This is a genomic window from Paraburkholderia sp. GW821-FHT02A12, assembly GCF_059422005.1.
The window spans coordinates 448038-460676 of record NZ_JBWKWA010000001.1 but is presented as its reverse complement, the minus strand read 5'-3'; the positions used below and the strand labels follow the sequence as shown (position 1 = coordinate 460676).

Sequence of the window (12639 nt, the reverse complement as noted above, 5' to 3'; positions counted from 1 at the left end):
TGAAGGCCAGAGCGCGCACCGTTGGCGCTATCATTAGCCTTTTCCCGTCTCACAAAGCGCACCGCGCCACCCGCATGGCTTCCCACGACTACCTGAAGAAAACCCTGACCGCACGCGTCTACGACGTGGCGCGCGAGACCGAACTCGAACGTGCGCCGAACCTGTCGGCACGCCTGCACAATCCCGTCTATCTGAAGCGCGAGGACAACCAGCCGGTGTTCTCGTTCAAGCTGCGCGGCGCGTACAACAAGATGGCGCATATACCGGCCGAGGCGCTGGAACGCGGCGTGATTACCGCGTCGGCGGGCAATCATGCGCAGGGCGTGGCGCTGTCGGCGGCGCGCATGGGCGTGAAGGCGATCATCGTCGTGCCGGTCACCACGCCGCAGGTGAAGGTCGATGCGGTGCGCGCGCATGGCGGGCCGACCGTCGAGGTGGTGCAGTTCGGCGAGTCGTACAGCGATGCTTACGGGCATGCGGTGAAGCTGCAGGAAGCGCGCGGCCTGACCTTCGTGCATCCGTTCGACGATCCGTACGTGATCGCCGGCCAGGGCACCGTCGCGATGGAGATCCTCAGCCAGCACCAGGGGCCGATCCACGCGATCTTCGTGCCGATCGGCGGCGGCGGACTGGCGGCGGGCGTCGCGGCGTACGTGAAATCGGTGCGTCCGGAGATCAAGGTGATCGGCGTGCAGACCGACGATTCGTGCGCGATGGCGGCGTCGCTGAAAGCGGGTGAGCGGGTCACGCTCAATGAAGTCGGCCTGTTTTCGGACGGCACCGCGGTGAAGCTGGTCGGCGAGGAAACCTTCCGGCTGTGCCGCGAATATCTCGACGACGTGCTGCTGGTGGATACCGATGCGCTATGTGCCGCGATCAAGGACGTGTTCCAGGACACCCGCAGCGTGCTGGAGCCCGCGGGGTCTCTGGCCGTGGCCGGCGCCAAGCAGTATGCCGAGCGCGAAGGCATCGAGGACCAGACGCTGATCGCGATCACGTCGGGCGCGAACATGAATTTCGACCGGATGCGTTTCGTCGCCGAGCGCGCGGAAGTGGGGGAAGCGCGCGAAGCGGTGTTCGCGGTGACGATCCCCGAGGAGCGCGGCAGCTTCCGCCGCTTCTGCGAGCTGGTCGGCACGCGCAGCGTGACCGAGTTCAACTACCGGATCGCGGATGCGAATTCGGCGCACATCTTCGTCGGCGTGCAGATCAGGAATCGCAGCGAGTCCGCGCAGATCGCGGGCGCGTTCGAGGCGCACGGTTTTCCCACCGTCGATCTGACGTTCGATGAACTCTCCAAGCAGCACATCCGCTATATGGTCGGCGGCCGTTCGCCGCTCGCGCATGACGAGCGGCTCTTTCGCTTCGAGTTTCCGGAGCGGCCGGGCGCGCTGATGAAGTTCCTGTCGTCGATGGCGCCGAACTGGAATATCAGCCTGTTCCACTACCGCAACCAGGGCGCGGACTACAGCTCGATTCTGGTCGGCATCCAGGTGCCGGAAAGCGGGAACGGCGAGTTCGAGCGCTTTCTTGCGACGCTCGGCTATCCGTACTGGGAAGAGACCGGTAATCCGGTGTACCGGCTGTTTCTCGCCTGATTCTCGCCTGATTTTTTTGGACTGAAACGCGCAGATGGCTCTTTCGCTCGCCGACAAACTGGTAGTGGCAATCTCGTCGCGCGCGCTGTTCGACTTCGAGGAAGAGAACCGCGTGTACGAGGACGGCGACCTGCCAGCGTATGAAGCCTTGCAGCGCGACCGGCTGGCTGTGCCCGCCAAGCCGGGCGTGGCATTTCCGCTGATCCGCAAGCTGCTGGCGTTGAACGCGGGCGGTCACCGTGTCGAAGTGGTGATCTTGTCGCGCAGCGATCCGATCAGCGGATTGCGCGCTTTTCATTCGTGCCGCGAACATGGCCTCGCGATCGAGCGCGGCGTCTTTACGCGTGGCCGGGCGCCGTTCGGCTATCTGAAACCGCTGAACGCGTCGCTGTTCTTGTCCGCGAATCAGGACGACGTGCGCGACGCGCTGGCCGCGGGTTTTCCGGCTGCGCGCGTGTTGCCTGAATCGGCGAAAATGGCGAGCAAGTATCCGGACGAGATCCGGATCGCGTTCGACGGCGACGCCGTGCTGTTTTCCGACGAAGCCGAGCGCGTGTTCCAGAAAGATGGCCTGCGGGCGTTCGTCGGCCATGAGATGCACAACAAGGATTTGCCGCTCGCGGACGGGCCCTTGAAGCCGTTGCTCGAAGCGCTGCACCGGCTGCAGAAACTCGCGGACGAAGCCGCGCCGATGCATATTCGTACGGCATTGGTGACAGCGCGTTCGGCGCCCGCGCATGAACGCGCGATCCGCACCTTGATGGCGTGGAACATCGAAATCGACGAAGCGATGTTCCTCGGCGGCCTCGACAAGAGCGCATTTCTGCGCGAGTTCGAGCCGGACTTTTTCTTCGACGACCAAATTGGCCACTGCGAATCGGCTCGCGTCGTGACGGCGACGGGGCACGTGCTGAGTGGCATCGTGAACGCATCATGACACCCGAACAATCACCGCTGGGCAAGCCTTCCGCCTACACCGAACAATACGACGCGTCGCTGCTGTTTCCGATCGCGCGCAGCAATGCGCGAGAGGCGATTGGAATTGGCGCGCAGTTGCCGTTTTTCGGCACGGACATCTGGAATGCTTACGAGCTGTCCTGGCTGAATGCGCGCGGCAAGCCGCAGATTGCGGTGGCGACGTTTTTTGTGCCGGCTGATTCGCCGAATATCGTCGAGTCGAAGTCGTTCAAGTTATATCTGGGATCGTTTGCGCAGACGGCATTCGAATCGATCGATATCGTGCGCGATACAATCAGGCGCGACGTCTCGGCTGCGTGCGCAGCGAGCGTGTCGGTGCACCTGGCGCAACCGGTCGAGTTCAGCCGGCTGCAACTGGAGGAATTCGACGGCTTGTCGCTCGATCGGCTCGATCTGGATACCGACGTCTATCATCCCGACCCGTCGCTGTTGACGGCGGCGCTGGACGAGGCCCCTGTCGAAGAAACGCTTTTTTCGAATCTGCTGAAATCGAATTGCCCGGTAACCGGGCAGCCCGACTGGGGCAGCGTGCAGATTCATTACGTCGGTCCGCAAATCGATCATGCAGGGCTGCTGCGGTACATCATTTCGTATCGCAATCACACGGGGTTTCATGAGCAGTGCGTCGAGCGGATCTTCGTCGACATCATGCGGCAGTGCAAACCAGTGAAGCTCGCGGTTTACGCGCGATACACGCGGCGTGGCGGGCTCGATATCAATCCGTTCCGCACCAACTACAATCTGCCGATGCCGGATAATCTGCGCACTGCGCGGCAGTGAGTTTTTTGCGGCTCGTGGACGCGAGCGCCTCACTTGAAGTGATAAGGCAGCCGGGCTTCGGCGCCACGCGTGACGGCAAGCCACGCGTGGATATTCGCCGCGGCCCGGCTGGACGCAAGCCCAGCGCCTGCGCCTGACAAGCAAAAACCATCAAGCCTTTCCAGCAGGCGTCTTATAAGCGACGCAGTCAACCTCGACCTTGCAATCGATCACCATAGAAGAAACCACACAAGCTCTGGCCGGCGGATTCTCCCCAAAATACTCCCGGAAAACCTTATTGAAAGAAGCAAAATCGCGTGGATCATCGAGCCACACCCCGCAGCGGACGACATGCTCCGCCCCATACCCGGCTTCTTTCAGAATGGCGAAAACATTCTGAATCGCCTTATGCGATTGCTCGACGATCCCGCCATTGATCACTTCGCCGTTTTCCATCGGCGTCTGCCCGGAAACGAACAACCAGCCATCCGCTTCGACAGCCCGGGCAAAGGGCATATGCTGACCGCCGGTCCCCTTCCCGCCTTCAACGCCATATCGCTTCATCATCAAACTCCTCACAAAGTCAGGCATGCGCCGATCAAAACCGCCGCGCACCGCATCGAATAAAAGAACTCAAAACAGAACTCAAAACGCGCCGTGCGCGTCACCCTTCGACGCCGCGCCACGCGCCACAAAATGTCCCGCGCGCTCGCCGGTCACAGCTCCATCGCGATAAGACAACACCCCATTCACCCATACTGCGTCGATGCCGTCTGCCGCCTGCTGCGGCTTCTCAAACGTCGCGGCATCGCGAACTCGCGCCGGATCGAACAGCACCAGATCCGCGTGATAACCGATATGCACCTCGCCACGCTGCGCCAACCCAAACCGCCGAGCCGACAAGCTGGTCATCTTGCGCACCGCCTCTTCGAGCGGCAGCAAACCGGCATCGCGCGCGTAATGCCCGAGCACGCGCGGAAACGCGCCCCACAAGCGCGGATGCGGCAACGGATCGTTCGGCAGACCATCGGAGCCGACCATCGTCGCGGGATGCGACAGAATCCGCCGCACGTCTTCCTCGGACATGTTGTGGTACACCGCGCCCGCCGGCTGCAAGCGCTTGCCCGCCTCCTGCTGCGTCACGCCCCACTCGTCGGCAATCTCCTTCACCAGCTTGCCCGCCATCTCCGGATGCGGCTCGGACCACGTAATCGTGATGTCGATGTCGCCCGTCACCTGCTTCAGATCGAGCGTCGACGAACTGCGGTTGTACGGATAACAGTCGCAACCAATCGGCTGCATGCGCCGCGCGCCCTCCAGCGACTTCAGCACCTCCTCGCTACGCCCCCAGTTCGACGGCCCCGCGCACTTCAGATGCGAAATCACCACTGGCACGTGCGCATGACGCCCCACCCGATACGCTTCGTCCATGGCATCGAGAATCGCGTCGAACTCGGTGCGCATGTGCGTCGTATACAGCGCGCCGGCGGCGGCGAGCGGCTCGGCCAGCGCCATCACTTCTTCGGTCGGCGCGGCAAATGCGGAACCGTACGCGAGCCCCGAGCTCAGGCCCAGCGCGCCATTCGACAACGCCTCTTCGAGCTGCGCGCGCATGCCTTCGATTTCCTGCGGCGTCGCCGCGCGATCCAGCCGGTCCATCTGGTTGCTGCGCAATGCCGTATGCCCGATCAGCGCACTGACATTCACCGCGGGCCGCGCGGCGTTGACCGCCTTGACGTACTCGGCAAAGGTCGGATACTGGAACGCGTCGCGCTCGCCGAGCAGGTTCATCGGATCGGGCGGATCGCCCTTCAACGCAACCGGCGACGCACTGATCCCGCAGTTGCCGACGATCACCGTCGTCACGCCCTGAGTGATCTTCGGCAGCATTTGCGGCGAGCGGATCACGTGCGTGTCGTCATGCGTATGAACGTCGATGAAGCCCGGCGCCAGCGCGCGGCCGTTGGCCTCGATCACCTCTTCGGCGAGCCAGTTCGACAGATTGCCGATTGCGACGATGCGCCCGTCGCGGATCGCAACATCGCGTTCGACCGGCGGCGCGCCCGTGCCGTCATACAGTTGCGCGCCGACGATCAGCGTATCGGCGGCTTCGGGATGCGAATGCATGGATCAGTCTCCTAACGGTTGTCGATCGCCACCGCCACGGTGCGCGTCGAGCGCGTGCTTCATGCGGCGCAGCAATTCGCGGCTCTCATCACCCTGACTGACGGCAAGTTCGGTGACGAGCACATCGAGCGCCATCATCATCGCGTAACGCGACGACGACGGCTTGTAAATGAAATCGGTCTCGAACGCGACGATCGGGATCACCCAATCAGCCAGCGTGGCGAGCGGCGAAGCCGGTGCGGTCAGCGCAATCACGGTCGCGCCGTAGCTGCGCGCGATCCGGCAGTTCTCGACGATCTCCGGCACGCGGCCCGTTGTCGACAACACAATCACGACACACTCGCGCGATACCGTGCTCGCCACCATGCGCTGCAACAGGCCGTCCTGGTAGGTCGCGACAGGCCGGCCGAGGCGTACCAGCCTGAAACGCATCTCGTCGGCGAGCGCGGTCGAGCCGCCGCCCATGCCGAACACGTAGATCATCCGCGCGGCGCGCAATGCGGCTGCCGCTTCGGTGAGCGGAGCCTGACGCAGCAATTGATGGTTATGCGTGAGCGCGGTCTGCACTTCGTCGAACACGCGGGTGGCAATCGGCTCGGGCGCGTCCGTGGGAGCGCCCGCTTGCAGAAAGCGCTGGCCGACCGCGGCCGCCTGGGCGAGCCGCAGCTTCAATTCCCGCACGTCGCGGCAACCGACCGCCTTGGCAAAGCGCGTGACGGTCGCTGCGCTCACCCCGGCCTGCTGCGCGAGCGCGCCGATGCTCGCTCGCGACGCACCGGTCAGATCGTCGAGAATCAGCGCGGCAACCTTGCGCTCGGCCGAACGCAATTCCGGCGCGCATTCGGCAATGCGCGCGACGATGTCGAAAGCCAGCGGTTCGGCAGTAGAGTTCATTGCGGACGGTGGGAGGCCGGCGCAGCCGCCCGTGAGTGTGGCCGCGCAAGCCGTGGTACTAAATAACATTTCTTCGGCCATCGTACTTTCTGTAACATGGTAAAGTCAAACTTTGATTCAATTTAACTGGGCGATGGAGCAGGGAGACATGAAAGTTACAAACTATCAAGGCGCAACGATTGATCCTTATAGCAAGGGCTTGGGCATGGTTCCAGGCACCAGCATCCAGCTCACGGATGCCGCGCGCCTCGAGTGGAATCTGTTGAACGAGGACGTGAGTCTGCCCGCCGCGGTGCTGTACGCGGATCGCGTTGAACACAACTTGAAGTGGATGCAGGCGTTCGTCGCCGAGTACGGCGTCAAGCTCGCGCCGCACGGCAAGACCACGATGTCGCCGCAGCTCTTTCGCCGTCAGCTCGAAACCGGCGCATGGGGTATCACGCTCGCCACCGCGCATCAGGTGCGCGCCGCGTATCACGGCGGCGTTTCGCGGGTGTTGATGGCCAACCAGCTGGTCGGCCGCCGCAACATGACGATGATCGCCGAGTTGCTGAGCGATCCCGATTTCGAATTCTTCTGTCTCGTCGATTCGGTCGAGGGCGTCGAGCAGTTGGGCCAGTTCTTCACATCGGTGCGCAAACCGCTGCAGGTGCTGCTCGAACTCGGCGTGCCGGGCGGCCGCACCGGCGTGCGCGACGACGCACAGCGCAACGCGGTGCTCGATGCAATCGCGCGTTATCCGGAAGTGTTGAAGCTGGCGGGCGTCGAGTTGTATGAAGGCGTGCTGAAAGAAGAGCACGAAGTGCGCGAGTTCCTGCAAAGCGCTGTTGCCGTCACGCGCACGCTCGTCGACGAAGGGCGTTTTGCCCGTACGCCGGCCGTTTTGTCAGGCGCGGGTTCGGCCTGGTATGACGTGGTCGCGGAAGAATTCGCGAAGGCGTCGGAAACCGGCAAGGTCGAAGTCGTGCTGCGCCCCGGCTGCTATCTGACGCACGACGTCGGCATCTACCGCAAAGCGCAAACGGATATCTTCGCGCGCAATCCGGTCGCGAAGAAAATGGGAGAAGGCTTGCTGCCGGCGCTGCAATTGTGGGCGTATGTGCAGTCGATTCCGGAACCGGATCGCGCGATCATCGGTCTCGGCAAGCGCGACTCCGCTTTCGATGCGGGCATGCCGGAGCCGGCGCGCCACTATCGCCCGGGCACAGCGGCGCCGCGCGATGTCGCGGCGAGCGAAGGCTGGGAAATTTTCGGCTTGATGGATCAGCATGCGTATCTGCGGATCCCCGCCGGCGCCGATCTGAAGGTGGGCGACATGATCGCGTTCGACATCTCCCACCCGTGTCTGACGTTCGATAAGTGGCGTCAGGTGCTGGTGCTCGATCCGTCGTATCGCGTCACCGAGGTGATCGAAACGTTCTTCTGATAAGGCTGAAAAACGGCGCGCTCTACGCGGGGTGGTGCGCCGCTCGTCACGGCGGCGTATTCACTCGAACCTTGCACTCGAACCTTGCACTCGAACCTTGCACTCGAGTTTCACGCTAGAACCTTGCGTTCACGCCTCGCGCTCAGGGCCGGCGTCCACCGCCGCGTCAGACGCCTGCGTCGCGGCGGCGCTGCTGGCGCCCGCTGCGGCCGCCACTTCGCCGATCCGCACTTCCAGCATCTTCAATGCGCCCGACAGCGCGGCCAGCGCGTCGTCCGGCAGACTGGCCATCGTGTCGTGCAGAAATGCGTTACGACGCGGCAAGCTGGCTTCTGTCGCAGACAGTCCCGCTTCGGTCAGGCGCACATTGGTCACGCGGTTATCGCGCGCATCCATGCTGCGGGCGATCCAGCCAAGACCTTCCAGCGTTTTCAATTGCCGCGTGAGCGCGCCCGGATCGACGCGCAAGCGCTCGACCAGCCGCTTCTGCGACGACTCGCCAGCCTGTTCGTGCAGTGCCAGCAGAATGCGCCAGCGCGGCAACGGATGGCCGACGTGCGCCTCGAATGCCGACATGAACGCCCGATAAGTGCGGCCGAATTGCTGCACGACGGCGACGCGATCCTGTTCTTCCATGATGAGTCAGTAAAACGGTAAGTCGAAAAATCAGTCCGCTTGAATCACCGGCTCGAGCTTGCGCTGGAGCTTGATCGGCGGCACACGACGGCTTTGCCACACCGACACCACAGCGATGATCGCCGCCAGCGCCAGGCCCAGATGAATCGCCGCGACCAGCGCCTCGCGCGCGGTTTCCAGCAGCATCGCACCGTTGTGGCCGGCATGCGCCAACTGACCGAGCAAGGTGGTTTGCGCATCGCGATTGATCAGGATTTGCGGGTCGCCCAGGTCTGGCAACCACTGTGACGCGTGATCGTTTTCCAGCGCGCTGCGCACGCCGCTCGCATACATGTGCGTGACCAGCGTGCCGGTGAGCGCCGTGCCGATCATCCCGCCGATCATCCGCAGCGACTGCAGCAGCGCCGTGGCGATGCCGAGGTGCTCGCGGCCGGCGGTCTGCTGCGCGAAGATCGTCAGGTTCGGCATCACGAAACCGAGGCCGAGACCGCCCAGCACCATGAACGACATCAGCAGCCATTGCGGCATCGAGCGCGTGGCGACGACCACGCCGAGGCACGCCAACGCCAGTAAGGCGAAGCCGACGTACAGCATCAGATTCGGATTGCGCACGCGCGAGACGATCCGCCCGTTCAAAATACTGCCGATCGTAATGAACACGACGAGCGGCGTAATGACGAGCCCCGCTTCTTTCGGCGACATGCCGAAGCCGCCCTGGAACAGCAACGGCGCGTAGAACAGCAGCGAAAACATGGTGAAGCCACCGAGCACCGCGAGCGTGAACAGCGCGGCGAGGCTGCGGTTGCGGAACATGTCGACCGGCAGAATCGCGGTCGGGCAGCGCTTTTCCCAATGCCACAACGCATAAGCCGACGCGACGCTCAACGCCAGCAGCGCCAACGCGCCGAAGGTGACGCCATGTTTCGGCAACAACTCGACGAACAATTGCAGCGAGCCGAGCAACACCGCGATCAGCAACGCGCCGGGCCAGTCGAGCCGCATCTTGCCTTCATGCTCGACGTGCCGCAGATGCGGCAGGAAACGCCAGACGAAAAACAGCGACAGCAAGCCGACCGGCAGATTCACATAGAACACCGAGCGCCAGCCGTAGTACTGCGTGAGAAAGCCGCCGAGCGACGGACCCACTGCATTCGCAATGCCGAACGCCGAACTCATCAGCACTTGCCAGCGCAGACGCACGACCGAATCGGGAAAGAGATCGGGAATGCAGGCGAACGCAGTACCGACCAGCATGCCGCCGCCAATACCCTGCAAACCGCGCGCGAGCACGAGGAACAGCATGTTATTGGCAGCGCCGCACAAAACCGACGCCCCCGTGAACACGACGATCGATGCGATCACGAACGGTTTGCGCCCGTAGTAATCGCCGAGACGGCCGAAAATCGGCACGGTGATCACCGAGGTCAGCAAGTACGACGTAGCGACCCACGCGTAAAGCTCGAAACCTTTCAGCTCCGACACGATGGTGGGTAGCGCGGTGCCCACCACGGTCTGGTCGAGCGCGACCAGCATCGTGACAAAGGAAATGCCGAGCATCGCCAATAGCGATTCACGGAAGGGTAAAACTTGCCCACTCGAGTGGTGGGCCGCGGTATGGACAGCCATTTTTGATAGCGCAACAGTTGACGCGTCAAACAATATGGAATCATACCACGACGTGACGTTCTAAACTCGGACCTCGGCGGCGTTAAGCGCGCCGCCAAATCGAATCCAATCAGCTGAAGAATGGATAACACATGCCGCCAGGGAGGCACATGGAGCCAGGTTTGCTCGCTGCACAATCTTTATCGAACGAAGATCTGATCGCGCTGCGGCGCGCGAAACATGAACTGGAAAGCCCCGCGCTGGCGATGAAACTGGCCAGCATCGTCGGTTCGCCGCTGGAAAAGCTGATGTCGCGGATGCCGGCTTTCGCCAACGAAAAGGTCACGGAGGCAACGGAGCTGGCCTTGCGCAAGTGTCTGGCGATCGCTCTGCGCACGCTTGGACGACAGGACGGCGCGGCACCGCTGAGCGCGCCCGACAAGCCGAGCAACCTGCTGCACAAGTTCGCGGTGGCGACCACCGGCGCGGCCGGCGGCGCATTCGGCCTGTTCGCGCTGCCCGTCGAGTTGCCGGTGACGACCACGCTGATGTTCCGCTCGATCTGCGACATTGCGCGCAGCGAGGGCGAGGATCTGACCTCGATCGACACGCAGCTGCAGTGTCTGACGGTGCTGGGCATGGGCGGCACGTCGAAAGCCGACGAAGATGCCGACTTCGGCTACTTCATCTTGCGCGGCGCGCTGGCGCAGGCGGTGTCGAAGGCTTCATCCGAAATCGCCACAAAAGGCTTCACCGCGCACGGTTCCGCCGCGCTGCTGCGCCTGCTCAACACGATTGCCGCGCGTTTCTCGGTGCAAGTGAGCGAGCAGATCGCAGCCAAGTCGATTCCGGCGATCGGCTCGGTGCTCGGCGCGATGGTCAACACGGTGTTCATCGACCACTTCCAGCAGGTCGCGCACGGCCACTTCACCGTGCGGCGGCTCGAGCGGCAATACGGCCAGGAAACGGTCGAGGCCGCCTATCAGACGATCGACATCGCGCTCGACCGCTGAGCGGCGCTGCGCCCGTTCGCTCCACCTGTCACGCGCCGCACGAAAGCCGCGGCGCGGTCGAGCGCGCGGTTCGCTTCCGGAATGAACGGCGCGAACAGCGGCCACACGTGCGGCATCTTCTTCCACACGTCGAGTTCGCAGACGACGCCGGCGGCGCGCGCGTTGTCGGCAACGCGTTGCGAGTCGTCCAGCAACACCTCGGTGCTGCCCGCCATGATGAAGAGCGGCGGCAAGCCGTGCAGGTCGGCGTAGACCGGCGACGCGTACGGATGCGTAGCGGACGCGTCGCCGAGATAGACCTGCGCCGCGCGGGCGATCGAGGGGCCGCTGAACATCGGATCGAGACCGTCGTTGGTGCGGATGGTGGCGCCGGCGGCGGCCAGATCGGTCCACGGCGAGAACAGCAGACACCCTGCCGGCAGAGCGTCGCCGGCATCGCGCAAGACGACCAGCGTGGCTAGCGCGAGCCCGCCGCCCGCTGAATCGCCCGAGATTACGATCGACTCGGGCGGCGTGCCGTCGGCGACCAGCCGGCGATAGGCCGCGGTCGCATCATCGAGCGCTGCCGGGAAGCGATGTTCCGGCGCGAGCCGGTAGTCGAGCGAAAAGACCCGCGCATTGGCACGCGTCGCCAGACCGAACGTCAGCGAGCGATGCGTCTGCGGCGAACAGAAGTAATAGCCGCCGCCGTGGCAATGCAGCAGCGTCGGCGGATTCCTGGCGGTAGACGCGCCATCGATGCGTTCGAGCCACTCGCCGTGCAGCGGCCAATCGTCCGGCCCGTACAATTCGCGCAGACGCCAGCCGGCGGGCACGCCTGGCGACCAGACGCGCCTGGCCGTCAACGCGCGCGCTTTCTCGACATTGACGTGCGGCTTGAGAGTTTGCGGCCGAAATTGCCTGCGCAGATACCAGCACGCGAGTGCACTTTGCCAGCTCATCGGGACACGCTCCTTCGATAGTGTCCCATCATGGTACGTGCGTTCGCCGATGCATCGGTGGACGGCGGCTTCTTAATCTTGAAAACTGCCAGCTCCTGCGAGCGTGGTATTCCCTGCGTCCTAGTTCGCCGGCAAGACCTGCCCGCGAATCTCGCCCATCGGGTTCTGTCCCGTATGGACGTTGAAGTACCACTGCCCTGCCATCAGATCCGTCACCTGCTGTTCGGTGAGTGCCGCCGATCCTTTGATCGGGCTGGCGAGCGCGCCCTTCCCGATCGGCACCTGGATACCGGCGTTCTGGCCTACGGGCGCGGGACCGTGAAAATGCGCGGCAGTTGCCGGGCCGCTCAGCCCTTCATAGGTGATCGACCATTGCAGGGTTTTGGTCGACGTATCGAACGTGGCGTTCAACATGCCATGCCCGTGACTCACACGCGGCGGCACTTCGCTCGACGGTTCGAGGTCCGCCTTCAAGGCCACCGTATCCGCGAAGGCGACACCCGACGCCAACGCCCACAACACCACCGCCAGATTCAATTTTTTAAGCGCAATCATGGTCTTCTCCGGACTTGATGCACCGCCGCACCGACAACCCGGCCGCGCGGAGCCACCACATACTAGTGCAAATCCTTCGAACATGTCGGCGCGGCGGGTTGCATGAT

General features: G+C 63.4%; 12 protein-coding genes. 5 read left to right on the top strand and 7 right to left on the bottom strand.

What is annotated here, in order from left to right; genetic code table 11:
• Nucleotides 1–74 precede the first annotated feature (74 nt).
• The 3 genes from ilvA to queF are packed head-to-tail and all read left to right on the top strand — an operon-like array spanning nt 75 to nt 3356.
• A complete protein-coding gene (ilvA, locus tag AC07WT_RS02160; RefSeq protein ID WP_494945882.1) occupies nt 75–1598 on the top strand; it encodes a threonine ammonia-lyase, biosynthetic in 1524 nt (507 codons plus the stop codon).
• A gap of 34 nt (nt 1599–1632) precedes the next feature.
• On the top strand, nt 1633–2535 hold the full coding sequence (locus AC07WT_RS02155) for a 5'-nucleotidase (RefSeq protein ID WP_494945881.1): 903 nt from the start codon (nt 1633–1635) through the stop codon (nt 2533–2535).
• On the top strand, nt 2532–3356 hold the full coding sequence (queF, locus tag AC07WT_RS02150; protein ID WP_494945880.1) for an NADPH-dependent 7-cyano-7-deazaguanine reductase QueF: 825 nt from the start codon (nt 2532–2534) through the stop codon (nt 3354–3356). The genes AC07WT_RS02155 and queF overlap by 4 nt, the downstream gene beginning before the upstream one ends.
• Nucleotides 3357–3506: 150 nt before the next feature.
• Here the strand turns inward: queF and AC07WT_RS02145 are convergent, their stop codons facing one another.
• The 3 genes from AC07WT_RS02145 to AC07WT_RS02135 all read right to left on the bottom strand — a co-directional run bounded on the left by AC07WT_RS02145 (nt 3507) and on the right by AC07WT_RS02135 (nt 6356).
• A complete protein-coding gene (locus AC07WT_RS02145; protein WP_115099644.1) occupies nt 3507–3899 on the bottom strand; it encodes a RidA family protein in 393 nt (130 codons plus the stop codon).
• An 81-nt stretch (nt 3900–3980) separates the two neighbouring features.
• Nucleotides 3981–5462 carry an N-acyl-D-amino-acid deacylase family protein gene (locus AC07WT_RS02140; RefSeq protein WP_494945879.1) on the bottom strand — a complete coding sequence of 494 codons (1482 nt, stop codon included), beginning with the start codon at nt 5460–5462 and terminating at the stop codon, nt 3981–3983.
• A 3-nt stretch (nt 5463–5465) separates the two neighbouring features.
• On the bottom strand, nt 5466–6356 hold the full coding sequence (locus AC07WT_RS02135) for a MurR/RpiR family transcriptional regulator (RefSeq protein ID WP_492591966.1): 891 nt from the start codon (nt 6354–6356) through the stop codon (nt 5466–5468).
• Nucleotides 6357–6504: 148 nt separating this feature from the next.
• Between AC07WT_RS02135 and AC07WT_RS02130 the strand changes: the two genes are divergently transcribed.
• Nucleotides 6505–7782, top strand: coding sequence for an amino acid deaminase (locus AC07WT_RS02130; protein ID WP_494945878.1), 1278 nt, complete (start codon nt 6505–6507; stop codon nt 7780–7782).
• Between the two features lie 129 nt (nt 7783–7911).
• Here the strand turns inward: AC07WT_RS02130 and AC07WT_RS02125 are convergent, their stop codons facing one another.
• The gene (locus AC07WT_RS02125) at nt 7912–8418 is read right to left on the bottom strand and encodes a MarR family winged helix-turn-helix transcriptional regulator (protein WP_494945877.1); all 507 of its coding nucleotides are present in this window, start codon (nt 8416–8418) and stop codon (nt 7912–7914) included.
• A 30-nt stretch (nt 8419–8448) separates the two neighbouring features.
• Complete coding sequence (locus tag AC07WT_RS02120; protein ID WP_494945876.1) at nt 8449–10044, bottom strand: MDR family MFS transporter; 1596 nt, start codon at nt 10042–10044, stop codon at nt 8449–8451.
• Between the two features lie 149 nt (nt 10045–10193).
• On the opposite strand from AC07WT_RS02120, the gene AC07WT_RS02115 reads away from it, so the two are divergent.
• Nucleotides 10194–11036, top strand: a complete 843-nt coding sequence (locus tag AC07WT_RS02115; RefSeq protein WP_494945875.1) for an EcsC family protein — start codon at nt 10194–10196, stop codon at nt 11034–11036.
• Here the strand turns inward: AC07WT_RS02115 and AC07WT_RS02110 are convergent.
• Nucleotides 11006–11977, bottom strand: a complete 972-nt coding sequence (locus tag AC07WT_RS02110) for an alpha/beta hydrolase (protein ID WP_494945874.1) — start codon at nt 11975–11977, stop codon at nt 11006–11008. The two genes, AC07WT_RS02115 and AC07WT_RS02110, sit on opposite strands and share 31 nt — an antisense overlap.
• 120 nt (nt 11978–12097) lie before the next feature.
• Nucleotides 12098–12532, bottom strand: coding sequence for a CHRD domain-containing protein (locus AC07WT_RS02105; RefSeq protein ID WP_494945873.1), 435 nt, complete (start codon nt 12530–12532; stop codon nt 12098–12100).
• Between the last annotated feature and the right edge of the window lie 107 nt (nt 12533–12639).